We start from the raw sequence: 23669 nt of genomic DNA, 5'->3' as shown, positions 1-23669 counted from the left end.
CGCTCAGGAGGCGAGCAGCCGCCCGAGATGGTGTCCGACCGCGGCGGTCTCGATCAGGAAGCCGTCGTGCCCGAAGTCGCTCGTCAGCACCACGGCCTCGGCGCCGTCCAGGGTGTGGCGGATGCCGTGGGCGATGCGGTGCTGTCCGTCGACCGGGAACAGCCGATCGCTGTCGATGCCCAGCACGAGGGTGCGCGCCGTGATACGTGCGAGCGCCTCCTCGACGCCGCCGCGGTCGCGCCCCACGTCGTGGGAGTTCATGGCCTCGACGAGCGTGACGTAGCTGTTGGCGTCGAAGCGCCGCGTGAACTTGTTGCCGTGGAAGTCGAGGTACGACTCGACGGCGAAGCGCCCGCCGTGCCCGAGGGGCGAGACGTCGGACTGCCACGACCGCTGGAACCTCTGGTTGAGCTCGATCGGGCTGCGGTAGTTCAGCAGCGCCATGCGACGGGCCAGGGCGAGGCCGCGATGGGGCCCGTCGCCGTCGGCCAGGTCGTAGTACTCGCCGCCCTGGAAGCGCGGGTCCATGCGGATGGTCTCGAGCTGCACCGTGTTGAAGGCGATCTGGTCGGCCGTCGTCACCGGGGGAGACGACAGCACGGCGAGACGCTCGACGCGCTCGGGGTGCTCCACTCCCCATTCGAGTGCGTGCATCCCGCCCATCGAACCGCCGATCACAGCCGCCCAGGTATCGATACCGAGCGCGTCGGCGAGCCGTACCTGCGCTGCGACCTGGTCGCGGATGGTGAGATACGGGAATCGCGAGGCCCACTCGTAGCCGTTCGGGGCGATGCTGGCCGGGCCCGTCGAACCCTGGCATCCGCCGAGCATGTTGGGGGCGATCACGAACCAGCGATCGGTGTCGAGGGGCGCACCGGGACCGACGATGTCCTCCCACCATCCCGCGGTGGGATGCCCCGCGCCGGCCTCGCCGCGGACGTGACTGTCGCCCGTGAGGGCATGCAGAACGAGGATCGCGTTGTCGCGGGCGGCGTTGAGCTCGCCCCACGATTCGAACGCGAGTCGGATGCCGGGGAGTTCGGCGCCGCTCTCGGTCGCGAACGCCCCGAATGCGGCGAACCGGCGTCCGCCGAGCGGGTCGCCGTCGCGCCATCCGCCGGTCGCCGGTGGTCGGGCCCGCAGCAGGCGCACATCGGCCTCCGTCACGGGCGCCGAGGGCACCGTGTCCTCCGAGGTCGTCTGCCAGTCCATGCATCCATTCTCCCGTGGGTGGCGGGTCGGATGCCGAACGTTACGGACCTCCGGGAGCGTCGCTCAGAGACCGAAGCTCGTCACGGTCGCCAAGTGGTCGCTGTTGCCCGCACGGACCGTCGTCGAGGACAGCACGTCGAGGCCGCGGGCGAACACGTGGTCGATGCGGGTGAGCGGCAGCCCGGCGGGCCAGGTGAACCCGAGCGATCCATCGGTCGGGCGCACCCAGTCGAGTCTGGCACGCAGGTCGGAGAGTGCGGGGTCGGCCGAGGCGGCGTTGAAGTCGCCCACCACGACGACCGACGATGCGGGGTCGGCGGCGACGGCGTCGGCGATCCCGGACAGCATGGTGTCGCGCCCCTGCTGGTGGCCGGGGCGGACGGATGCGGCGTGCATGACGTACACCGCGACCTCGGCGTCGGGCGTCTGCACCGTGACGCGCATCGCGCGTTTCCAATCGAGTCCGAGCGTGAGGGCCTCGGCGTCGCCGATCGGATAGCGGCTCCACATGCCGACCGTGCCCACCGCGTAGGAGTGGGGGTAGTCGCCGGCGAGGGCCTCGCGCGCGGCGGCGAGGCTCTCGGCGTCCAGCTCGGTGAGCGCGATCACGTCGGCGCCGGTCGCGGCGAGCTCCTGAGCGGAGGCCGCTGCTCCGCCGGAGTGCGCGCGGACGTTCTGGCTCACGACCTGCAGTGTCGTCGCATCCGAGGCGGTGGCCGCTGCGAACCCGGGAGCGGACGGGCCCATGGCGAGCGCCCACACGACGACCGGCACCAGGAGGAGCAGCAGCACACGCCGTGCCCGGACGAGAGCGAGCACCACGAGGGCGAGCAGAGCGAGGCCGACCCAGGGGAGGACGACGGATGCCGCGGTGCCGACGATGCCGGGAACCCACGAGGCGACCACGAGCAGCAGGAGCACGAGCCCGATCACCGCGATGACCCGGGCGGTGGCCCCGCGACGGGACGGCCGGGACGCGCGGGACCTGGACGGCTGCGGGTGTGCGACGACGGTCATCGGGGCTCCTCGTGGGCGGCCTCCCATTCTCGTCGGAACGCCTGTGCGTGCGCCGAGCGCTGGGAGGCCGCGTGCTCCGTCCGGATACGACGAAGCGCCCCGGGCGGTGCCGGGGCGCTTCGTGCCGAACGGGCGCTGTCAGGCGCGCGCGGCCTCCGAGACGCGACGTGCGGCCGCGAGGGCCTGGTCGAGGTCGGCCTTGAGGTCGTCGATGTTCTCGATGCCGACGGACAGGCGCACGAGACCGGGCGTGACGCCGGCCGTGAGCTGCTGCTCGGGCGTCAGCTGGGCGTGCGTGGTCGACGCGGGGTGGATCACGAGCGAGCGCACGTCGCCGATGTTCGCGAGGTGGCTGAACAGCGACAGGCTGTTGACGAACTCGCGTCCGGCCTCCACGCCGCCCTTGAGCTCGAACGACAGCACCGCGCCGACGCCCTGGGGGGCGTACTTGTTCGCAGCCGCGTACCACGGCGAGGACGGCAGGCCCGAGTAGTTCACGCTCGCGACGTCGTCGCGGCCGTCGAGCCACTCCGCGATGTCCTGAGCGTTCTGCACGTGGCGCTCGATGCGCAGCGACAGCGTCTCGATGCCCTGGATGAGGTTCCACGCGCTCTGCGGGGCGATGGACGAGCCGAGGTCGCGGAGCAGCTGCACGCGCGCCTTGATGATGTACGCGAGAGGGTCGCCCACGGCCGTCGTGTAGCTGGCTCCGTGGTACGAGGGGTCGGGCTCGGTGAGGCCGGGGAACTTCTCGACGTTCTTCGACCATTCGAACGTGCCGCCGTCGATGATCACGCCGCCGATCGTGGTGCCGTGTCCGCCGAGGAACTTCGTGACGGAGTGCACGACGACGTCGGCACCGTGCTCGAACGGGCGGATCAGGTACGGGGTCGCGATCGTGTTGTCGACGATGAGCGGGACACCGGACTCGTGCGCGACGTCGGCGACGGTGCGGATGTCGAGGATGTTGATCTGCGGGTTGCCGATGGTCTCCGCGAAGAACAGCTTGGTGTTCGGCCGGACGGCGCGGCGCCATTCCTCGGGGTCGTCCTGGTTCTCGACGAACGTGACCTCGATGCCGAGCTTCGCGAGCGTGTACTTGAAGAGGTTGTAGGTGCCGCCGTAGATCGAGCTCGACGAGACGAAGTGGTCGCCGGCCTGCGCGATGTTCAGCACGGCGAACGTCGACGCCGCCTGACCGCTGGAGAGCACCAGCGCGCCTGTTCCGCCCTCGAGCGCCGCGAGACGCTGCTCCAGCACGTCCTGGGTCGGGTTCTGGATGCGCGTGTAGATGTTGCCGAACTCCGCGAGCGCGAAGAGGTTCGCGGCGTGGTCGGCGCTGTCGAACACGTAGGACGTGGTCTGGTAGATCGGCGTCGCACGGGCCTTGGTGACGGGGTCGGGTGCGGCTCCGGAGTGGATCTGCTTGGTCTCGAAACGCCAGGTCTCGGGTGCGGACATGTTGTTCCCCCTGGAACGGTCGAAAGGTCGAAGCGGCGGATGCCTTGCAGCGACAGTACGGAATACTGCTGGGTGTCAACAACGGGTGGGAAATGTGACGTAACACCGCGATGGTCGGCCCACGGCGATCGGATCGCCTCGATCGGTGCGTTTGACCCTCTCACTGTGTCATGGTCGAGTGTGGTCTCCATCATGTACACCATCGGAGAGTTCGCCGCCCTGGGACGGGTGAGCGTGCGCATGCTGCGGCACTACGACGCGATCGGCCTCCTCACCCCGGCGCGGGTGGACGTCCGCACCGGCTATCGCTCCTACGCGATCGACCAGCTGCCCCTGCTGCTGCGGATCGTGGAGCTGCGGGAACTCGGCGTCGGGCTCGAGCGCATCGGGGAGCTGGCGGATGCCGAGGATCAGGATGCCGCACTGCGCATCCTGCTCGTCGCGCGTCGCCACGATCTCGAGTCGTCGATCGCCGCCGATCGTCTGCGCATCGCCCGGATCGAGCGGCGCCTCCGCCACCTCGAAGGAGACATCATGTCCGACGTCGTCTACAAGCCGCTGGCGCCCGTCACCGTCTACGCCGTCCACGGCGTCGCGCCGGGAATGGGGCCAGAGAACGTCAGCCCGCTCATCGGCCCGCTCATCGAGGGGCTCGACCGATCGCTCGCGGCGGCCGGTCGGCCGCTCCTCGAGCCGGGGATCTTCTGGTACGGCTCAGAGGGGGAGGAGGGGATCGATGTGCACGTCTCGTACACCGCGGAAGCCGATCCCGTCGCCGGTGAGGGCTATGACGTCGTCGAACTCCCGGCGGTCCCCACGGCAGCCACCCTGCAGCACCGAGGCGATATGACCGGCATCGGGGAATCCTGGTCGACGCTGATGCAGCAGCTCGTTGCCGACGGCTATCGCGTGGTCGGCGACACCCGAGAGGTCTACCTCGAGGCCGAGGGACACGAACCCGGCCCCGACTGGCTGACCGAGCTCCAGGCGCCGGTCGAGCGGGCCTGACCCGCTGAGGTCGGAGGCGAGACGGCCGGATGCGGCAGCGCGGCCTCCGACCGACCCCGGTCAGCCCTCGTCGAGGAGCGTCGCAGCCCACCGTCGGGCGACGGCGAAGGGCTCGTCGAAGGTCGCCATGCCGACCGTCACGATGGCGCCCTCGTAGAGCAGCATCATCGCCTCGGCCATCCGGGCGGGGTCCTGCACGCCCGCCTCGGCGCAGAGCTCGGCGAACAGGGCGAGCAGCCACGCCTTCTGGCGGGCGACCTCGGGGAACACGGGATGATCGTCGTTGCCCTCTCCGACCTCGGCGCGGGCGTTGATGGCGCTGCAGCCCTTGGGGCTGTTCTCGTCCGACCAGGAGAGGGCGGCGTCGAAGACGGCCAGTACCCGCTCGACGCCGGTCGACGGAGCTTCGGCGAGGTGCGCCTCGAGGTGCTCCCGCCATCGTGCGTCGCGGTGCTGCAGGTAGGCGACCACGAGGGCCTCCTTCGAGCCGAACCGGTCGTACAGCGTCTTCTTCGTGACGCCCGCCTCCTCGGCGATGGTGTCCACGCCGACGGCGTGGATGCCGCGCTCGTAGAACAGGCGGGACGCGGCGTCGAGCACTCGTCGTGCTCCGGGCGTGAGGGGAGCGAGGGTCGGCGTCGAAGAGGTCATGACCGTGAGTATACCGTTCTGTATAGTCGAACCATGAGTAAACAGATCGGTATACTTTCGTCGAGCGTCACGGTTCTGGCCGCCGTCGCCTTCATCGTGAGCTGGAGCTCGGGCTTCGTGATCCCCGCCTTCGCGACGGTCGACGTGTCGCCGCTCACCCTGCTCGTCTGGCGATTCGTCCCCCTCGCCCTGGTCCTCGTCGTCCTCGTCCTCTCCTCGGGCAGAGCGCGGAGCACCGGCATCCGCGATCTCGGGATCCAGGCGATGATCGGTCTCTTCGCCCAGTTCGGCTACTGTCTCGCCGTCTACGGCGCGGTCGCGGCCGGCATCGCCACCGGCACCGTCGCCCTGATCGATGCCGTCCAGCCCCTCATCGTCGCTGTGCTCGCAGGACCGGTGCTCGGACTGCGGGTCCGCGGATCACAGTGGGTCGGCCTGGCGATCGGCGCGGTCGGGGTGCTGCTCGTCGTGCGCTCCCAGTTCGGATCGGCGGGAGCCGCCCCGGTGGCCTACGCCCTGCCCGCTCTCGCGATGGCCTGCCTGATCGTCGGCACGCTCCTGCAGCGCAAGTACGCGGTCGAGACGCCCGTGATGGTGACGCTCGCCGTGCACGTCGCCGTGAGCGCGCTGCTGCTGCTCCTGATCGCCGCGCTCACCGGCACGATCGCTCCGCCCTCATCGGCGTCGTTCTGGCTCGCCGTCGTGCTCACTGCTGTGTTTCCCACTCTCGCCGCGTACGGGCTCTACTGGTGGCTGCTGCGTCGGGTGGGCATCACCGTGCTCCAGGCACTGCTGTTCCTCATCGCACCCGCGACCTCGCTCGCCGGTGCGCTGCTGCTGCACGAACCGCTGACGGTCGAGACTCTGATCGGCTTCGTGCTGTGCGGCGTCGGCGTCGCCGTGGTGCTGCTGGTCGAGAGGTCCTCGAACCGTGACCGCGCCCGGGCTCGTGCTTCCGAGGACCGCGTCGAGACCTGAGCGGAGCCGCTTCAGCGGGCCACGCGCTCCTGTCGCGCTCGCGCGGTATACGGCGTCGCTACGCGGAGCATCGTACGGTGGGGGTATGAGCAACAGGCGTGCAGTGGTGACCGGTGCGAGTTCGGGGATCGGGGAGGCGACGGTGCGCGCACTGCGCGCCCGAGGCTGGGACGTCGTCGGCGTCGCGCGACGCGAGGAGCGGTTGGCTGCACTCGTCGCGGAGACCGGCGCCTCGGCCATCGCGTGCGACCTGACGAACGAGGCGGCAGTGGCAGCCCTCGTCGAGGAGCTCGACGCCACCGGACCCGTGCACGCGCTCGTGCAGGTCGCCGGTGGAGCACGTGGCACCGACCGCGTGGAGGACGGGTCGATCGCGGACTGGCAGTGGATGTTCGACGCCAACGTGCTGGCCACGCAACGCCTCGTCGCGGGTCTCCTTCCCCTGCTCCGCCGCGCCGCGGCCGCCGACGGTCATGCCGACACGCTGTTCGTGACCTCCACCGCGGCGCAGGTCGCCTACCCGGGAGGCGCCGGCTACAACGCCGCGAAGGCCGCCGAGTCGATGCTCGTGCATGCCCTGCGCCTCGAGCTCAACGGCGAGCCGATCCGTGTCGCCGAAGTGGCGCCGGGACTCGTGCACACCGAGGAGTTCACGCTCAACCGCCTGGGTGGCGACAAGGCCGCGGCGGAGGCCGTGTACTCGGGCGTCGAGGCACCATTGCTCGCGGAGGACGTCGCCGACGTGATCGCCTACGCGCTCGAGGCCCCCGGCCACGTCAACCTCGACCTCATCACGATGCGACCGGTCGCGCAGTCCGCGAACCATCTGCTCGCACGCGGGCCGCTCCGCGTCCGCGCGGTCGAGTGACGATGCCGCCGCGCACGCTCGCGGAGCTCGCCTCCGACGGACTGATCGACCCCGGTTGGGCCGAGGCGCTCGCACCGGTGCAGGATACGATCGCGGCGCTCGGCGATCGGCTGCGTGCCGAGCAGGCGGAGGGGCGAGGCTACCTGCCCGCCGGCGAGAACGTCCTCCGCGCGTTCCAGCGACCGCTCGCCGACGTGAAGGTGCTCATCACCGGACAGGACCCGTATCCGACGCCCGGACATCCCATCGGACTGTCGTTCGCCGTGGATCCGACCGTGCGCCCGCTGCCCCGGAGCCTCGGCAACATCTACCGGGAACGGGAGAGCGACCTCGGCATCCCTCCCGCCCCGCACGGCGACCTCACCGCCTGGAGCGACCAGGGCGTGCTGCTGCTGAACCGTGTGCTGACGGTGCGTCCGGGTGAGGCGGCCTCGCACAGCGGCTGGGGTTGGGAGAAGGTCACGGAGCTCGCGATCCGCACGCTCGTCGCCCGCGACCGGCCCCTCGTCGCGATCCTGTGGGGCAGGGATGCCGCGAACCTGCAGCCTCTGCTCGGCTCGACGCCCGTGATCGCCTCCGCGCATCCGTCGCCGCTGTCGGCGAGCAGGGGCTTCTTCGGATCGCGCCCGTTCTCGCGCGCCAACGCGCTGCTCGAGGGACTCGGCGCCGACCCCGTGGACTGGAGGGTCGCGGGTGAGCGCTCGCCGGAGTGAGCGCTTGCCGCCATCCCGGGAGCGCGCCCTAAGCTGAGCGCATGCAGTTCGAGCCCGGTGACCGCCGTCGTGTTCTGCCGCGCCATCTGCGCCCCGCCCCGGCCCCCGAGGTGTTCTCGTACTCGATCCGTCCGGTGCGCCCCGGCGATCTCCCGCACGTGCGCGAGATCTACAACCACTTCGTGAGCAACTCCGTGGTCACGCTCGACGAACGGCGCAGCAGCATCCCGTACTGGCGCGAGAAGTTCGCGCTTCTCAGCCGACTCGGACTGCCGTTCCTCGTGGCCGTGTCACCGTCGGGCGCTGTGCTGGGATACGCGCTCGCTCAGCCCTGGGCGGGAAAGAACGCCTATCGGTACACGGTCGAGGACTCGATCTACCTCGGGCCAGGGGCCGGCGGCAAGGGGCTCGGGGGAGTGCTGCTGCAGTCCCTCATCGACGAGTGCGAGCAGCTCGGCATCCGCGAGATGGTCGCCGTGATCAGCGACACCAAGGCGGAGGCGTCTATCCGCCTGCACGCCCGGCTGGGCTTCGTCGAAGCCGGACGCATGGGCCGGGTGGGACACAAGTTCGGACGCGACCTCGGCACGGTCTACATGCGCAAGGCACTGCGTCCGAGCCGGAAGCGCCGGTTCTTCGGCGCCGGCCGCTGACCCTCACTCTCCGCGCGCGGGGATCACCGGGATCGCCGCCAGCAACGCCTTCGTGTACTCCTGCGTCGGTCGCTGCAGGACCTCGTCCGTGGTGCCGCGCTCGACGACGTGCCCGTCCTTCATGACGACGACCGTGTCGCACAGGTTCTGCACCACGCCGATGTCGTGCGAGACGAGCAGCAGGGTCAGTTCGCTCGTGCGGCGCAGCTCGATCAGGAGGTCGAGGATCTGCGCGCGCACCGTGACGTCCAGCGCGGAGAGCGGTTCATCGCCGACGAGGATGCGCGGACGATGCACGATGGCGCGTGCGAGGGCGATGCGCTGACGCTGCCCTCCGGAGAACTCGTGCGGATACCGCTCGGCCGTCTCGGGATCGAGGCCCACCTGCGCGAGGACCTCGCGCACTCGCGCCCGTCGGTCGCCCTCGATGCCCAGAGCCCACAACGGCTCGCCGATGATGCGCCCGGCCGTCATCCGTGGATCCAGGGAGGCATAGGGGTCCTGGAACACCAGGCCGGTCTCCCGCCGCAGCCAGTGCAGGGATCGCGCGGGCGCTGAGGCATCGACGGCGCGCCCGTCGATCTCGACCGTGCCCGCGGACGGCCGGTCGAGGCCGAGCAGCAGCCGGACGAGCGTGGACTTGCCCGAGCCGGACTCGCCGATGATGCCGAGCGCGGCGCCCGCCTGCACATCGAGGTCGGTGGGCGCGAGCGCCGTCTGGTGGCGCGTGCGCTCGAACGCCGCACGCTTCGGGACGACGAAGTCGCGGCTCAGACCGCGCGCCTCGATCAGACTCATGCGCGGCCCCCTTCGGGACGCCACAGGGTCGCGGTGGCGTCCCGCAGCAGTCCCTGCGTGACAGGCGACGTGGGAGCCGTGAGAAGTTCTCGCACCGGGGCCGACTCGACGACCTTCCCGTCCTCGAGCACGACGCCGTGCGTGGCGACCTGCGCGAGCACGGCCAGGTCATGCGTGATGAACAGCAGCGACATCCCGTGCTCCTCGACGAGGGAGAGCAGGAGCGTCAGGATCTCCGCCTGGATCGTGACGTCGAGTGCGGTGGTCGGCTCATCGGCGATCAGGAGCTGCGGGCGACAGGCGAGAGCCATGGCGATCGCCACGCGCTGTCTCTGACCGCCCGAGAGCTGGTGCGGGTACCGGTCGACGATCGACGAGGGGTCCGGCAGGCGGACGCGGGACGCCTCCTCGATTGCGCGCTGCCGGGCCGCGCGACGACCGAGTCCCTCGTGGATGCGCACGGACTCGGCGATCTGCCGTCCCACGGTGCGGATCGGGTTGAGCGCGGTCCGCGGCTCCTGGAACACGATCCCCATCTCGTCGCCACGGAGTCGAGCGAGCTCGCGATCCGGCATCCCGATCAGCTCGGTGCCGCGCCAGCGGATGCTGCCGCTCGCGACGGCGCCGTCGGGGAGCAGGCCGAGGATCGCGAGGGCCGTCAGCGACTTGCCCGAGCCGGACTCCCCGATGAGCCCGAGGCGCGCGGCGTCGGGCACCTCGAAGGACACGCCGTCGACGACGCGACGCCCGTCGATCTCGATCACGAGACCGTCCACGACGAGGCTCATGCGACCACCGCCGGGGTGTGCGTCGGGGCTGCGCGATGACGCAGTGTCGGATCCGTCGCCTCGCGAAGCGCGTCGCCGAGGAGGTTGAGAGCGAGCACCGTGATCGTGATCGCGAGGCCGGGCCAGATCACCGAGAGCGGATGCACGCCGATGTAGCGCTGCAGGTCGGCCAGCAGCAGGCCCCAGCTCGGGTCGACGACCGAGGCTCCGAAACCGAGGTACGACAGGCCGGCTTCGGCCAGCACCGCCACCGCCATCGACCACGACAGCTGGACGATGAACACCGGGGCGACGTTCGGCAGGAGATGACGCGTCAGATTCTGCCCGGTCGTGAGACCCGAGGCGCGCGCAGCGAGGACGAAGTCGCTCTGCTGCACGCGACGCAGCTCCGGGCGGGTGACACGCGCGATGTTGACGCCGAATCCGATGCCGACGGCCCAGATCACGACCCACAGCGAGCCGCCCCACACCGAGGAGATCATCATCGCGATGAGGAGTACCGGAAATGCGATGAGGATGTCGACGAGCACAGCCACGGTCTCCCGCAGCCAGCGAGCCGTGAGCGCCCCGAGGGCTGCGAGCGCGATCCCGACGGCCGTGGCCACGAGGCCGGCGCCGACGCTCACGAACACCGTGGTGCGCGCTCCGGCCATGAGAAGGCTGAGGATGTCGCGGCCCGTGTCGTCGGTTCCGAGCAGATGGGGCCAGCTCGGCGTCGACCAGCGGGAGGCGAGGTCGGAGTCCTGCGGGTCGAACGGCGTCCAGACGAGCGAGACGAGGGCGGCGACGGCGACCACGGCGATGACGATCAGGCCGAAGCGACCCATGGCGCCGCCCCACAGGCGGAGGAGCCAACCGGGCATCAGGCCTCCCTCTGGCGCGGGTCGATCGCGCGGTGGATCAGATCGACGACGAACCCGACGACGAGCACGAAGCCGGTGAGCACGAGCAGCTCGCTCTGCACCTTGATGAGATCCCTCGTGCCGACGTCGGTCACGAGCATCCTGCCGATGCCGGGAAGCGTGAACAGCTGCTCGATGACGACCGATCCGACGATGATGCCCGCGACCTGGAGCCCGAGCACCGTGACGATCGAGAGGCCCACGGCGGGGATGCCGTGCGAGAGGAGCGCACGCGTACGGGTGAGGCCCTTCGCCGCGGCCGTGCGGACGAAGTCCTGACCGGCGGCCTGCAGGGTGGCGCTGCGCACGAAACGCATGAGCATGGCCCCCTCGACAACGCCGATCGTGAGTGCGGGGAGCAGCAGCGACTCGATGGCCCGGCCCGGCGTGCTCCAGCCCGTGCGCGGGAAGCCCTGCGGCGGCAGCCATCCGAGCCAGACGGAGAACACGACGATCAGCATCATCCCCGCCCAGACCACGGGCACCGCGGCGAGGGCCTGCGCCCCGACACTCAGCACGGTGCCGCCAGGGCGGCCGCGGCGCAGTGCGGCGAGGATGCCGAAGGGGACGGCGATCAGCACGGCGATCAGCAGAGACATGATCCCGAGCGGCACCGTCACCTGAGCCTTCTCGACGAGCTCCTCGCCGACCGACGCGCCGGACAGCAGCGAGGTGCCGAGGTCGCCGCGGAAGATCCCCCCGATCCACTCGGCGTACTGCGCCGGCAGAGGACGGTTCAGTCCGAGGGACTCGCGGAGCGCCTCGACCTCGGCGGGCGAGGCCTGGGTGCCCGCGATCAACTGCGCCACATCACCGGGGAACACCCGAAGCGTGAGGAAGATCAGCACGCTCGACACGAGGAGTCCTGCGATGAGCAGGACTCCTCGGACGAGCGCGTAGCGGATCACGACGTGTGCGCCGCGATCAGTTCTCGGTGGCGACCGTGACCCCGGCCAGGTCGATGCGCGAGTTGATCGAGTCCTGAGGGAAGCCGCTCACGAGCGGGCTCACGGCCGTGATGGTCGCGCCGTTGTACAGCCAATCGGCCGCATGGTCTTCAGAGACGATGCGAGCGGCCTGGGCGAGCAGCTTCGCGGAGGCATCGGGGTCGACCTCCGACAGCGCCTCCGCGTACAGGGACTGCACCTCGGCGTTGTCGTATCCGAAGTAGTACTCCGGGTTCGCGAAGTTTCCGAAGTCACGGGGCTCGACGTGCAGCACGAAGCTCAGATCGTAGTCGTGGTTCGTGTAGACGTCCTCGAGCCAGGTCGGGAACTCGACGGCGTCGACGGTGAGCGTCACGCCGACCTTCTTGAAGTCGGAGATCAGGACCTTCGGCACGGTGGTCCCGTAGAAGCTGGGGATGGTGAGAGTGAGCTCGAGGTCCTCCTGGCCCGCCTCGGCGAGCAGTTCCTTGGCCTTCTCCGGATCGTAGGAGATCACGTCGGACAGGTCCTCGTACCCGGGGTCGAGCTCGGGGATCGGACCGTAGAGCGTGGATCCGGCCCCCACGGCCTGCACGAGCGACTCGTGGTCGATCGCGAGTCGCAGCGCCTCGCGGACCCGGACGTCGTCGAGCGGGGCCTTGGCGTTGTTGAACGCGAGGGTCGCCTTGTCGGTGGTGCGGCCGGTCGTGAGGATGAATTCGCCGGAGTCCTCCAGCTGAGGTGCGAGGTTCGGGTCGACCGCGGTGAGCACCTGCACTCCGCCGTCGAGCGCCGTGTTCACGCCGGCCGTGAAGTCGGGGATGTACTGGAACTCGACCGAGGCGACGCCCGCCTTCTCGCCCCAGTACGCGTCGTTCCGCGCGAACGTGATGGTGCTGCCCTTGCTCCAGCGCGTCAGCGTGAAAGGACCGGTGCCGTTCTCGGCCGTCTTCAGATCGGTCGTGTCGCCGGTCTGGAAGACGAGACCGGCGGGTCCCGTGAGCGAGAACAGGAAGTTCTGGTTCGGCTCCGTGAGCACGATCTGGACCGTTGCGGGGTCCGGCGCCGTGATCGACGCGACCGAGGCGAACTCGGCGTTGCCCTGGAGCGTCGTGTCAGTGCGGACGGCTTCGTACGACGACACGACGTCGGCCGAGGTGAGTGCGGTGCCGTTGTGGAACGCGATGCCGTCGTTGAGCGTGAAGGTGTAGGTCAGTCCGTCGTCGGACATCTCGTAGTCCGAGGCGAGACGCGGCACGATCTCGTTGTCCTCGGTGCGGCTCACGAGGCCTTCGTAGATGTTGTCGATGAGGATCTGCTCGATCGCGGCGCCGCTCGTGTGCCGGATGTCGAGGTTGGTGGGCTCGAGGACGAGTCCGACCTGGAGTGTGGCGTCGGGGTCGGGTTCACCGGTGGGCGCCGTGGTCTCGGGCGCAGCGGTGCCCGTGCAGGCGCTGAGGATGATTGCGCTCGCGGCGATCGCGGAGATCAGCGCGAACCGCCTGGTACGTCGGGACATTGTCGGGTGTTTCCTCTCGGTGCGGCAGGTGCTGTGTGCCGGTGGGACGAGCCTAGGGATGAGCGGGGCGGGCCGGGGCGGGTGTGGAACGGAACGTCACATTCCCGCGGAGGCGTGAGCGGAGGCGATGAGCTCTGCGAGCGGTGCAGGCGCCGTCTCCTGTGCGTTGTGGGTTGCGTCGAGTACGACGACACGGGCGTCGGGGAGGCGTCGGGCGAACTCCTCCGCATCGGCGGAGGAGACGAAGCCGTGGAGTGCCCGAACCAGCGTGATCGGCGCGGCGGTGGTGGTGAGATCGTCCCACCCCGCGGCGCTGAGGACCGAAGGCGTCGCCCCATCGCCCGCATGATGCGCGGCGAGCGCCTGTGCGGCCAGGTGGGCGAAGTGGTGCTTCCACTCGACGCGTCCGTCGGCGCGGATACGCGTGTTGTGGAACACGCCGCGCTCGGTATCCGGACGGGCGCCGCCGAACCCGAACGCGATTGCGCGATCGACGAGCTCGTCGCGGCTCGCGAAGTCAGTGGGACCGGCGTAGAACTCCCGCAATGCTGCGGGACCCGCAGAGGTGTCGATGCCGGGGGTGATGTCGACCACGATCAGCTCGGCGACGAGGTCGGGGCGGGCAGCGGCGAGCGCCGCGCCGGTCAGGCCGCCCAGTGACTGGCCGACCACGACCTGCGGGGCGTCCGTCCAGGCGTCGAGCGCTGCCGCGACGTCGCCGGCAAGCGCACGGGGCGTGTAGTCGAGGTCATCCCGCCAGGACGAGTCGCCGTGGCCGGGGAGATCGAGGACGAGCGCGGACTGTCCGAGCGCGAGAACGGTCGTGTCCCAGGTGTGCGCGTTGAGACCGGCGCCGTGGAGCAGCGTGATCCTCGGCGAGGACGAGCCGAAACGCAAAGCGCTGAGCGTCCGGCCGTCCGCGAGGGCGAACGTGAGCCGTTCGACGGGCGGGACGGGTACGCCCATCGCCTCCGCCTGAGCGGGAAGATAGCTGAACTCGGTGATGTCGGTCGGCACCTGATCATTCTGCTCCGACGCGGGGTGCGTGTGGAAATGCGAGATCACTATGACACGCGGCGAGTGCATCACGCCATGCATTATGCTGACCAAAGCCTCGAACAACTGAGCATTTCGTAATCGAGCGGAATCGGGCAGTTGCTGCACCGTAACGGTACGTGGAGCATCGGAACGAATATCATGGACCCCATGAGCGAGACGCGAGTGCACCTCTCCAAGACCGAGCCCACCGCCTACCAGGCGCTGGATGCGTTCTCGAAGACCGTGGGGCAGATCTGTGCGGCGAACGGCATCGACGATCGCCTCAAGGAGATCGTGATGATCCACTGCTCGCAGCTCAACGGATGCGCGTACTGCACCCGCGTGCATGTCGATCGCGCGACCGCCGCGGGGATCGATCCCGACACCATGATGCAGATCGCGACGTGGCGCGAGAGCGACGTCTTCACGGAGCGCGAGCAGGCCGCGCTGGAACTCGCGGAGGCGTTCACCTTCATCTCGGAGGACGGCATCTCGGACGACGTGTACAACCGGGTGGGCGCGATCTTCACCGAGAAGGAGTATGCGGCGCTGAGCTGGGCGTGCATCTCCATCAACGCCTTCAACCGCGTGGTCATCGCGGGGCGCTATCCGGTTCCGCCCCGCGCGCCGCAGGCGCAGGCATGACCGTCCTCCGCATCGAGGGCGTCACGAACGTCCGTGATGTCGGCGGGATCCCTGCGGCCGGCGGCCGCATCCGCTCGGGCGTCCTGTTCCGCTCCGGACAGCTGTCGGGTGCGACGACGGCAGGGGCGGATGCTCTCCGGCACGCCGTCGCGCACATCGTCGATCTCCGCGACGGCGAAGAGGTCGCCGCGGAGCCGAGCGGCATCGAGGGCCCGGAGACCACGCACCTCCCGCTCTTCCTCGGCTCCGTGCGCTCGTTCTTCGAGAGCGACACGAGTCTCGACGACCTCTACCTCCACCTGCTGGAGGAGAGCGGTGACCGCCTCGCCGCGGCCATCCGCGTCATCGCTGCGGGCGAGCCCACCCTCGTGCACTGCACGGTCGGCAAGGACCGCACGGGAGTCACGGTCGCCCTCGCCCTGTCGGCCGTCGGCGCCGACCGTGAGGCGGTCGTCGCCGATTACGCGCTCACCGAGTCGCAGCTCCCTCCCGAGCGGTCTCGCCGCATCGCCGCCTACCTGCAGGCGCAGCATCCCGAGGCCGTCCACGCCGTCGCGCTCGCGACGCAGTCGCCCGCCGCGGTCATGCGCGCGCTCCTCGACGCGGTCGACGAGAGATGGGGATCCGCACGCGAGTATCTGCGCGCGCAGGGGATGACGGAGGCCGAGCTCGAAGCGCTGCAGGCGGCCCTGGTCGAACCCGTGGTCATGAAAGACGGCGACCAAGGTTAGGCAAGCCTTCACTTGGTGTACGATGGAGGCATCATGAGCATCCCCGTCGACACCCGCAGCACGCGCGCCGAGCGCCGTGCCGCGCGTCGCTCCGCGCACCACCTCGTGACCGCCGACGAGCACTCTCTCGTCGAACTCGAGGCTTTCCTCGCGACGCTTCCGCTGTGCGCCTCCGGCCGTATCTTCATCGAGGTCGCAGAGACCGCGGACGTCGGCGTCATCGACGCCCCGGGCCGCATGACCGTGACCTGGCTCGCCCGCGACCGTCGCTCCGGTGCCCCGGGAACCGGTCGGGCGTGCGCCCCCGGTCAGGCTCTCGCCCGCGCGACCTGCGCGTGGGCCGACGAGATGCTGTGCGACGACGAGGTCGAGACGCACGTGACGCTCCTGGGCGGATACCTCGGTACGGCCGACATCGTCGAGCATCTCACCGCCCGGCTCGGGATCGACCCGTCGACGGTCCACGCTCCCGAGCGCTTCGGTCTCCTCCCGCTCGACCGCTGAGCGCTCTTCGGTCCTATCGTCCCGAGCGTGTCACCGGGGTGCCACGACGCACGTAGTTGCCGTCCTCCAGTCCGGCCTCGATCTCGAAGCGGTTCCGCAGCGGATCGCGCCCGGCGACGGCGTACAGCACGGGCATGAGGAATCCGTAGCGCAGCCACTGCGCCTTGTGCACGGCCTCGTGTCGCAGCACGGCATCCGTCGGTCTGGCGTCGCCGGTGAGGAAGCATCCGCCGACGCAGACGCCGCCGCGGTTGAACGTCCACGACGGCATGCCCCGGAACACCCAGAGCCCTGCGCGCCGCTCGACGGGTCCGGTGCTCCACAGCGAACCCCACACCCATCCCACCCCGGTTCCCCACCAGTAGCCGATGCGGCTGATCGGGGAACGCAGCAGGAAGGACGGGATGCGGCGATCGAGACGCCGCCCGCGCGCGAGCGCCTCCTCGGCAGCCGGCCGCCAGTCCGTCACGCGACAGCTCCGACGAGTCGGAGGAGCGCACCGAGGTCGTCGACCGCGTCGGCGGGGGAGCGCGGCGCGAATCCCGCGATCGTGGCACCCGCCAGGGGCACGCGTTCGCGCAGCGCGCGGATCGCGGCACCGAGGGATGCCGGCGCGGCGCCGAACGGCACGGCGGATGAGACGCCCGCGAGGTCTGCGGGATCCAGCACGTCGACGTCGATGTGCACCCAGACGCGCGTCGCGCCCGTGGCCTGCACGGCGTCGGCGAGAGCGTCGACGCGGTCGAGGTCGTCGACCGATAGCTGCGCCAGGCCGTCGAGCACCGGAGCCTCGTCGTCGTCGAGGGTACGCATCCCGACCGTGACGACACGATCGCGGGGGATGCCGGGGGAGAGCACGACCTGCGGCTCGCCCTCGCCGAGAACCGCGCGCAGCGCCATGCCGGAGAACGCACCAGACGGCGAGGTCTCGGGCGTGTGAAGGTCGCCGTGGGCGTCGCACCACACGACGGCGAGATCCTCGATGCCGCCCGGCAGTGCGGCGAGGGCCGCGACCGTGACGCTGCAGTCGCCGCCGATCACGACGGTGTCGGCAGTCATGCTCTCGGCGACGAGTTCGCGGGTGCGCCGCAGCGCGCTGAGCCGCCGGACCCCGGTGCCGAGAGACTCGCCGGCTTCGACGGGCACGTCGAGCACGGTCGTGGCGGCACGGGGGAGATCGCCGGCGATCGCCGAGGCACCGTCGACGAGGAGCATCGCACGCGCGGCAGGGGAGCCCTGCCACTGCGGGACGACGAGAAAACGCACCATTGATGCCTCCCGGGAGGAAGGCGGATGCCCCGGACGCGATAGGTCCGGGGCATCCGCGGGGTGTGTCAGGAGCCTTCGATGGCCTGGCGCGAGGAGTTCGAGCCGCCGGCCTTCAGCTCGGCCAGACGGGCCTCGACCTCGGTGAGCTCGCCGAGATCCTCCAGGCTCTCGAACTGGGCGTCGAGGCTCGACGCCGCGAGCTCGGCCTTGCCCTGGGCGAGGGCCTCCTGGCGACGGACCTTGTCCTCGAAGCGTCCCAGCTCGCTCGTGGGGTCGAGCACGTTGATCGACGACACCGCGTCCTGCACCTTGGTCTGCGCCTCGGCGACCTTGGCGCGGGCGAGCAGCTCGCTGCGCTTGTTCTTGAGCTCGCCGAGCTTGTCCTTCATGCCGTTGAGGCCGGACTTCAGCTTGTCGACGATCTCGGTCTGCGAGGCGATCTGCGGCTCGGCGCCGGTCGCCTCGCGCTCTGCGCTGATCTGGCGCTGCAGGGCGATCTTGGCGAGGCTGTCGAACTTGTCGGCGTCCGCCGCGTTGCCGCTCGAGCGCATCTCGTCGGCCTTGCGGCTGGCGGCGAGGGCCTTGTTGCCCCACTCCGTGGCCGCCTGGACGTCCTCTTCGTGGTCGCGCTCGAGGAGGCGCAGGTTGCCGATGGTCTCCGCGATCGCCGACTCGGCATCCGCGATGCTGTTCGTGTAGTCGCGGACGAGCTGGTCGATCATCTTCTGCGGGTCCTCGGCGGAATCGAGGAGCGAGTTGATGTTCGCACGGACGAGGGTCGAGATACGTCCGAAGATGGACTGCTTGGTCATGCGTGTTCCTTTCAGAGGGTCGTCGTCGTGGTCTGTGTGAGAGCGTGTGCGAGGGTCAGAAGCGTCGACCTCCTGAGCGGCCGCTGCGGCCGCTGGAGCGGCTGCCGCCTCCGCCGCCGAAGCCGGAGCTGCGGAAGCCTCCGCCCCCGCTCGAGCGCCAGCTGCTGCTGCGACGCGTGGAGCCGCCGCCTCCGCCACCGGAGAGGAGGCCGCCGATGATGCCGCCGAGGATGTCGCCGCCGAGGCCGGAGCCACCGCCGGACGAGCCGCCGAAGAGGCCCCCTCCGCCCCAGCCGTCGTCCTCGTAGCGGCTCGGGTTCATGGCCGAGACGTCAGCCTGCGCCGAGGATGTCGCCTGACGGGCGAGGTCGAGGGCGCGGCCGGCCTCGGTGAGGGCGGCCTCGGGGTTCGAGGAGCGCAGGTTCAGCGCCTGCGTCAGCGTCGCCTCGGCCTGTGAGAGGCGGGTGCGCGCGGTCGAGCCGACAGTGCCGCGACGGGTTTCGATGTACTCGCGTGCTGCGCGGATCTCTGACTCGGCCTGGGCGAGCGTCTGGTCGAGCATCTGCTGCACGCGGCGGCTGCGCTCGACTGCGGCCGTGCCCTGCGCGATCGCGGCGTCGATCTGCGTGTTCGCTGCGGTGAGCGCGTCGAGCACGCGCTGCGGGCTGCGGGCCGCGCCCGAGAGTCCCGCCTGGGCGACCTGAAGCTGCTGGGCCGTCGCCGAGACGACGCCGGCGATCGTGCCGGAGGTATCGGGGATCTGCTGGGCGGTCGCCATGTCGCCCTGCAGCTCGGCCACGAGGGCCTGTGCCTGGGCCTCGATGCCGGCGAGCTCGCCGCCGAGGTCGGTGATCGCCTTCACGAGCTGCGCGGACTGCGCCACGGACTGCTCGGCGGTGCGGATCGCGAATGCGGCCTCTCCCGTGCGACCGGCCGTGATCGCCTGGGCGGCGCCCGCGATCGAACGATCCGCGAGGGCAGCGCGTTCGGCCGCCTGGGCGGGGTTGTCGGAGACGGTGCTGAGGGCGCTCTGGTCATAAGTGGCCGCGAGCGCGGCGAGGGCGGACGAGGCGCCGGCGAGCACGGGCTCCAGCGCGGCCCGCTCGCCGCGCACGCGTTCGAGCTCCTGCGGTGCGTTCTGCTCGAGCTTGCGGAGCGAATCGAACGCCTCGGTGTTGTCGTCGAGCACATCGTCGATCTCGTCGCACAGCTGGATGATGCGGATGTGCCAGGCGCGGCGATCCTGGACCGTGTCCTCGACCTCGTCGTCGAGCTTCTGCTTGAGGTCGAACGCCTCCGACATCTTGGCCTTCGCGGTCTCGACCGCGCCGCTGAACTCGGCGGTCGCCGCTTCGCCGAACTGGGCGACCGCGAACCCGAGTTCCTCACGGCTCGACGTGATCGCGTCATCGGCCTGCACGAGCGCTGCGCCCGCCTGGGTCTGCACCTGCTCGTCGGTCAGGGTAGAGAACGGATCGTTCGGGTCGGGCTTCTCGGGCATCGCGCCGCGGGCGCGGATCGCGGCGTTGCGCCGTGCGCGGCGGACGAGCGCGATGACGAGCCACACCAGCAGAGCCAGAACCACGATGCCGACGACGATGAGCGTCGCGCGCAGTGCCCCGGCGCCCCCGTCGCCCTGCATCTCGTCCGCTGCGAGGATGACTGCTCCGCTCCAGTCGCTGTCGCGCATCAGGGGCTGGATCTTGCCCTCGATGTCGTCGAGCTGACCGCCGCTGACCGAGCCGCCGTCGACAGGCTGCGAGATGTAGTAACTGCGTCCCTCCACTGCGACCGCGAGGAGGTACTGCTCGGTGCCGATGTTGTTCGCGTCGGCGACTGTGTCAGCCCACTCGGCGCTGTCGGACGGAGACGTGAAGTCGTCGACGAAGACGACGAAGAGCTCGACCGGTGAGTTCTCCTCGAGTTCCCGCAACCGGTCTTCTACGGCTTGCTTCTCGGTCGGGTTGAGCACGCCCGCGTCGTCGGTCACGTACCCGGAGTCGAGTGTCACGGGATCGGTGGCGTACGCGGCAGGGGCCGCGAGCATCCCGATCGTCGCGGCCAGCGCCAGCGCAGCCGCTCCGAGCAACCGTGTCTTCATCGCGTTCCCTCCGACCGGCAGCCGAGCCCCATGGCACGAGTCTATGCACTGAGTCCGACACGCGACAGCCTCCCGGGCGGGTTGGCCGTTCGCCCTCAGCGGAGACACATACGCTGGAGGGCATGGACGACAGGTACGGATCGGATGTGCTCGCGGCGGGGTGGAGGCAGCGCGGCGCGAAGCCTGTGCCCGAGGTCCCCGCGGAGCTCGACCTCGTGGTCGAGGTCGCGTCCGACGGCTACGTCGGGGCCGTCACGCGCGTGCAGGCTGGCAACGTCGAACTCGAGGACCGCGTGGGGCGCAAGCGTCTGTTCCCGCTCGGCGGCGGCTTCCTCATCGACGGGTCCGCGGTGCGTCTGACGCCTCCGGCGGTGAAAGAGCAGGGCGCGAAGCGCACGGCATCCGGGTCGTTCGCCGTCGCGGACCAGCGCGCACGGATCGCCCTGCCCAGCCGCATCCTCGTCGAGGGACGGCACGACGCCGAGCTCGTCGAGAAGGTGTGGGGCGCTGATCTGCGCGTCGAGGGCGTGGTCGTGGAGTACCTGCAGGGCGTCGACCTGCTCGACGAGCTGCTCGCGGAGGAGCCGCCGAGCGCCACCCGCCGCTACGGCGTGCTCGTGGATCACCTGGTCACCGGGTCCAAGGAGTCGCGGATCGCGGACGCCGTCGCCCGAGGTCCGCACGGGCGGCACGTGAAGATCGTGGGCCACCCGTTCGTCGATGTCTGGCAGTGTGTGACGCCGCGCGCGCTGGGCATTGCGAAGTGGCCGGAGATCCCGCGGGGGACGGACTGGAAGACCGGAATCTGCCGCGCCTTCGGCTGGCCGCACGAGACGCAGGCCGACACGGCGCGCGCGTGGCAGCACATCCTGTCGAAGGTGCACACCTACCGCGACCTCGAGCCCTCGCTCCTGGGCCGCGTCGAGGAGCTCATCGACTTCGTGACCGCTCCCGCATCCTGAGCGTGGTCGGCGGCCGACTACCCTGGAGTCATGCCCGAACCCCGCACTTTCCGTGACGAACCGGTGTCCTTCGTGCGCCGCAGCGGACGGATGTCCGACGCGCAGGAGCGCGCCTTCGAGGAGCTCGGACCGCACTACCTCCTCGACGTGCCGCGCGACGTCGCGTGGACCTCGGTCCACCCCGAGGCCCGTCTCGACCCCGCCGCCGAGTACGGCCGCGACGCCGACCTCTACGTCGAGATCGGTTCGGGGCAGGGACACGCGATCGTGTCCGCCGCGGCGTCGCGTCCCGATGACGACTTCCTCGCGGTCGAGGTCTTCCGCGCGGGGCTCGCGCGCACCATGCTCGACGCCGACCGCGAGGGCGCGCGCAATCTGCGCGTGGTCGAGGCGAACGCCCCGGAGGTGCTCTCCTCCTACCTGCCCGAAGGGTCCGCCGCCGAGGTGTGGATCTTCTTCTCCGACCCGTGGCACAAGAAGAAGCACACCAAGCGCCGTCTCATCCGTCCGGGCTTCGGTGCGACGGTCGCACGCGCGCTGCGCGACGGCGGACTTCTGCGTCTCGCGACGGACTGGGAGGACTACGCGCTGCAGATGCGCGAGGTCTTCGACGCCGAGCCCGATTTCGAGCGTGCGTTCGAGGGAGAGTGGGCCGAGCGCTTCGACGGTCGCGTCATGACCGCGTTCGAGCGCAAGGGCCTCGCGAAGGGCCGCGATATCCGCGACCTCGTGTACCGCCGGAAGCCCCGCGCGTGACGACCGTCCGAGCCGAGACGACCGTGTGGCCGGGGATCGCACCGGCCGTGCTCGTGTGCCTTGCGGCGCCGGCGTTCTTCGTGCTCGAGATCCCCTGGCTGGGGTGGACGCTGCTGGCCCTCGGCATCGTGTCGACGTGGCTCGTCGAGCGGGGCCGTCCGAGCATGCCCGACCAGGTCGTGAGCATGGGCTCGCGCCGGGAGACCGCCCGTATGATCGGCGTGCACCGGCAGCCGTCGCTCACCCGGGACCTGTCGCTCATCGCGCTCGGGATGCTGATCGTGAGCGTGATCCCGCTCGCGGCGGAGCTCGACAACTGGGCGATGCTCCGGTTCACGCTCGCCCTCGGCGGCGCGGTCGCCGTGCCGTACTTCGTGTCGCGCTTCGTCTACCGCGACCGCGCGATCAGCTTCCCGTGGCGTTCCGGCAAGCGCTGGGGGCGGCTGCAGTGGGGCTGGCTCGTCGCAGTGCTCGTGCTCGGCTGGCTGATCCTGCCGTTCTACTTCATCACGAGCGGTGTCTACCAGAACTGGCCGGTCGTCGACACGCCCGACCTCATCGCACGACTGTTCGTCGGGGTCGGCGCGGTGGGCATCTGGGACGAGCTGTTCTTCATCTGCACCGTCTTCGCGCTGCTGCGGCGGCACTTCCCGGATGCTCTCGCGAACGCGCTGCAGGCGATCGTGTTCGTGTCGTTCCTGTGGGAGCTCGGCTACCGGGCATGGGGTCCCGTGCTCACGATCCCATTCGCTCTGCTGCAGGGGTTCATCTTCCTGCGCACCCACTCGCTCGCGTACGTCGTCACGGTGCATCTGCTCTTCGACGCCGTGGTGTTCGCCGTGCTCGTCCACGCGCACAACCCCGGGCTGCTGCCGATCTTCCTGGTGTAGCCCGCCCGCGGCGATACGATCGAGCCATGCTCATCACAGGACTCGTCCTCGCCGCAGCCGCAGCCGCCTTCCACGTCTTCATCTTCGCGCTCGAGTCGCTCAAGTGGACCGAGCCCGAGACGCGCAAGATCTTCGGCGTCGCGAGCGAGGCGGATGCCGTGACGATGAAGCAGCTCGCCTTCAACCAGGGCTTCTACAACCTGTTCCTGGCGCTCACCACCCTGCTCGGCATCGGCCTCACGATCGTCGGCGCACCGACCGTCGGTCTCACGCTCGTGTTCGCCGGCACCGGCATGATGGTCGCCGCGGCGCTCGTGCTCGTGCTGTCGGACCGCACCAAGCTGCGCGCGGCCGCGATGCAGGGGACGCTGCCGCTGCTGGCCGTGATCGCGACCGCGATCGGCGTCTCCCTGGGCTGACCTCGTCCGGCCGCACGGGGCGAGGGGGTGACATCCCCGCCCCGACCG

General features: G+C 70.1%; 26 protein-coding genes. 12 read left to right on the top strand and 14 right to left on the bottom strand.

Annotation, left to right across the window (positions count from 1 at the left end):
* Window positions 1-3 precede the first annotated feature (3 nt).
* The 3 genes from metX to AKH00_RS03645 form a co-directional block, all read right to left on the bottom strand.
* Window positions 4-1212, bottom strand: a complete 1209-nt coding sequence (gene metX, locus AKH00_RS03655; RefSeq protein ID WP_050721326.1) for a homoserine O-acetyltransferase MetX — start codon at window positions 1210-1212, stop codon at window positions 4-6.
* A gap of 63 nt (window positions 1213-1275) precedes the next feature.
* A complete protein-coding gene (locus AKH00_RS03650; RefSeq protein WP_050721325.1) occupies window positions 1276-2229 on the bottom strand; it encodes an endonuclease/exonuclease/phosphatase family protein in 954 nt (317 codons plus the stop codon).
* 138 nt (window positions 2230-2367) lie between these two features.
* Window positions 2368-3690 carry a bifunctional o-acetylhomoserine/o-acetylserine sulfhydrylase gene (locus tag AKH00_RS03645; RefSeq protein WP_050721324.1) on the bottom strand — a complete coding sequence of 441 codons (1323 nt, stop codon included), beginning with the start codon at window positions 3688-3690 and terminating at the stop codon, window positions 2368-2370.
* Between the two features lie 165 nt (window positions 3691-3855).
* Here AKH00_RS03645 and AKH00_RS03640 point away from each other — a divergent pair, with 165 nt between their 5' ends.
* Window positions 3856-4698 carry a MerR family transcriptional regulator gene (locus AKH00_RS03640; protein WP_235556675.1) on the top strand — a complete coding sequence of 281 codons (843 nt, stop codon included), beginning with the start codon at window positions 3856-3858 and terminating at the stop codon, window positions 4696-4698.
* 60 nt (window positions 4699-4758) lie between these two features.
* On the opposite strand, the gene AKH00_RS03635 is transcribed toward AKH00_RS03640, so the two are convergent.
* Complete coding sequence (locus tag AKH00_RS03635) at window positions 4759-5349, bottom strand: TetR/AcrR family transcriptional regulator (protein ID WP_050721323.1); 591 nt, start codon at window positions 5347-5349, stop codon at window positions 4759-4761.
* A 33-nt stretch (window positions 5350-5382) separates the two neighbouring features.
* Here AKH00_RS03635 and AKH00_RS03630 point away from each other — a divergent pair, with 33 nt between their 5' ends.
* The 4 genes from AKH00_RS03630 (at window position 5383) to AKH00_RS03615 (ending at window position 8561) form a co-directional block, all read left to right on the top strand.
* Window positions 5383-6327, top strand: coding sequence for a DMT family transporter (locus AKH00_RS03630; RefSeq protein WP_050721322.1), 945 nt, complete (start codon window positions 5383-5385; stop codon window positions 6325-6327).
* Between the two features lie 85 nt (window positions 6328-6412).
* Entirely contained in the window at window positions 6413-7195 is a 783-nt protein-coding gene (locus AKH00_RS03625; protein WP_200903790.1) for an SDR family oxidoreductase, read from the top strand.
* A gap of 2 nt (window positions 7196-7197) precedes the next feature.
* Window positions 7198-7908 (top strand): uracil-DNA glycosylase, encoded by a 711-nt coding sequence (locus AKH00_RS03620; protein ID WP_050721320.1) that lies wholly within the window; start codon window positions 7198-7200, stop codon window positions 7906-7908.
* A 41-nt stretch (window positions 7909-7949) separates the two neighbouring features.
* Window positions 7950-8561 (top strand): GNAT family N-acetyltransferase, encoded by a 612-nt coding sequence (locus tag AKH00_RS03615; protein ID WP_050721319.1) that lies wholly within the window; start codon window positions 7950-7952, stop codon window positions 8559-8561.
* A 3-nt stretch (window positions 8562-8564) separates the two neighbouring features.
* On the opposite strand, the gene AKH00_RS03610 is transcribed toward AKH00_RS03615, so the two are convergent.
* The 6 genes from AKH00_RS03610 to AKH00_RS03585 form a co-directional block, all read right to left on the bottom strand.
* Complete coding sequence (locus AKH00_RS03610; RefSeq protein WP_050721318.1) at window positions 8565-9359, bottom strand: ABC transporter ATP-binding protein; 795 nt, start codon at window positions 9357-9359, stop codon at window positions 8565-8567.
* A complete protein-coding gene (locus tag AKH00_RS03605) occupies window positions 9356-10147 on the bottom strand; it encodes an ABC transporter ATP-binding protein (RefSeq protein ID WP_050721317.1) in 792 nt (263 codons plus the stop codon). The genes AKH00_RS03610 and AKH00_RS03605 overlap by 4 nt, the downstream gene beginning before the upstream one ends.
* Entirely contained in the window at window positions 10144-11010 is an 867-nt protein-coding gene (locus AKH00_RS03600) for an ABC transporter permease (protein WP_050721316.1), read from the bottom strand. The genes AKH00_RS03605 and AKH00_RS03600 overlap by 4 nt, the downstream gene beginning before the upstream one ends.
* Window positions 11010-11957: an ABC transporter permease gene (locus AKH00_RS03595; RefSeq protein ID WP_050721315.1), complete on the bottom strand. Its 948-nt coding sequence runs from the start codon at window positions 11955-11957 to the stop codon at window positions 11010-11012. The genes AKH00_RS03600 and AKH00_RS03595 overlap by 1 nt, the downstream gene beginning before the upstream one ends.
* Before the next feature lie 16 nt (window positions 11958-11973).
* Window positions 11974-13494 (bottom strand): ABC transporter substrate-binding protein, encoded by a 1521-nt coding sequence (locus tag AKH00_RS03590; protein WP_050721314.1) that lies wholly within the window; start codon window positions 13492-13494, stop codon window positions 11974-11976.
* Between the two features lie 96 nt (window positions 13495-13590).
* Window positions 13591-14460 carry an alpha/beta fold hydrolase gene (locus tag AKH00_RS03585; protein WP_235556711.1) on the bottom strand — a complete coding sequence of 290 codons (870 nt, stop codon included), beginning with the start codon at window positions 14458-14460 and terminating at the stop codon, window positions 13591-13593.
* A gap of 240 nt (window positions 14461-14700) precedes the next feature.
* On the opposite strand from AKH00_RS03585, the gene AKH00_RS03580 reads away from it, so the two are divergent.
* From AKH00_RS03580 to AKH00_RS03570, 3 genes are read left to right on the top strand one after another with little or no spacing between them, the layout of a single operon-like run.
* Complete coding sequence (locus AKH00_RS03580; RefSeq protein WP_050722022.1) at window positions 14701-15177, top strand: carboxymuconolactone decarboxylase family protein; 477 nt, start codon at window positions 14701-14703, stop codon at window positions 15175-15177.
* Complete coding sequence (locus AKH00_RS03575) at window positions 15174-15908, top strand: tyrosine-protein phosphatase (RefSeq protein ID WP_050721313.1); 735 nt, start codon at window positions 15174-15176, stop codon at window positions 15906-15908. Before AKH00_RS03580 ends, AKH00_RS03575 begins: the two co-directional genes overlap by 4 nt.
* A 33-nt stretch (window positions 15909-15941) precedes the next feature.
* Window positions 15942-16412 (top strand): SIP domain-containing protein, encoded by a 471-nt coding sequence (locus AKH00_RS03570; RefSeq protein ID WP_050722021.1) that lies wholly within the window; start codon window positions 15942-15944, stop codon window positions 16410-16412.
* A gap of 13 nt (window positions 16413-16425) precedes the next feature.
* On the opposite strand, the gene AKH00_RS03565 is transcribed toward AKH00_RS03570, so the two are convergent.
* The 4 genes from AKH00_RS03565 to AKH00_RS03550 all read right to left on the bottom strand — a co-directional run bounded on the left by AKH00_RS03565 (window position 16426) and on the right by AKH00_RS03550 (window position 20594).
* On the bottom strand, window positions 16426-16881 hold the full coding sequence (locus AKH00_RS03565; RefSeq protein WP_050721312.1) for a hypothetical protein: 456 nt from the start codon (window positions 16879-16881) through the stop codon (window positions 16426-16428).
* Window positions 16878-17681, bottom strand: coding sequence for an arginase family protein (locus AKH00_RS03560; protein ID WP_050721311.1), 804 nt, complete (start codon window positions 17679-17681; stop codon window positions 16878-16880). The genes AKH00_RS03565 and AKH00_RS03560 overlap by 4 nt, the downstream gene beginning before the upstream one ends.
* A 65-nt stretch (window positions 17682-17746) precedes the next feature.
* On the bottom strand, window positions 17747-18493 hold the full coding sequence (locus AKH00_RS03555; RefSeq protein WP_050721310.1) for a PspA/IM30 family protein: 747 nt from the start codon (window positions 18491-18493) through the stop codon (window positions 17747-17749).
* Window positions 18494-18548: 55 nt separating this feature from the next.
* Window positions 18549-20594, bottom strand: coding sequence for a TPM domain-containing protein (locus AKH00_RS03550; RefSeq protein WP_050721309.1), 2046 nt, complete (start codon window positions 20592-20594; stop codon window positions 18549-18551).
* Between the two features lie 122 nt (window positions 20595-20716).
* Here AKH00_RS03550 and AKH00_RS03545 point away from each other — a divergent pair, with 122 nt between their 5' ends.
* Genes AKH00_RS03545 through AKH00_RS03530 form a run of 4 tightly spaced genes read left to right on the top strand, consistent with a single transcriptional unit; the run spans window position 20717 to window position 23621 of the window.
* On the top strand, window positions 20717-21556 hold the full coding sequence (locus tag AKH00_RS03545; RefSeq protein ID WP_050721308.1) for a DUF3097 domain-containing protein: 840 nt from the start codon (window positions 20717-20719) through the stop codon (window positions 21554-21556).
* 30 nt (window positions 21557-21586) lie between these two features.
* Entirely contained in the window at window positions 21587-22312 is a 726-nt protein-coding gene (gene trmB / locus AKH00_RS03540; protein WP_050721307.1) for a tRNA (guanosine(46)-N7)-methyltransferase TrmB, read from the top strand.
* Entirely contained in the window at window positions 22309-23202 is an 894-nt protein-coding gene (locus AKH00_RS03535; protein ID WP_050721306.1) for a CPBP family intramembrane glutamic endopeptidase, read from the top strand. Before trmB ends, AKH00_RS03535 begins: the two co-directional genes overlap by 4 nt.
* 26 nt (window positions 23203-23228) lie before the next feature.
* On the top strand, window positions 23229-23621 hold the full coding sequence (locus AKH00_RS03530; RefSeq protein WP_050721305.1) for a DUF1304 domain-containing protein: 393 nt from the start codon (window positions 23229-23231) through the stop codon (window positions 23619-23621).
* The last annotated feature ends 48 nt before the right edge of the window (window positions 23622-23669 follow it).

The organism is Microbacterium sp. GCS4 (assembly GCF_001262495.1).
GTDB lineage: Bacteria > Actinomycetota > Actinomycetes > Actinomycetales > Microbacteriaceae > Microbacterium.
The sequence above is the reverse complement of the archived record's forward strand: the minus strand, read 5'-3'. Positions and strand labels throughout refer to the sequence as shown.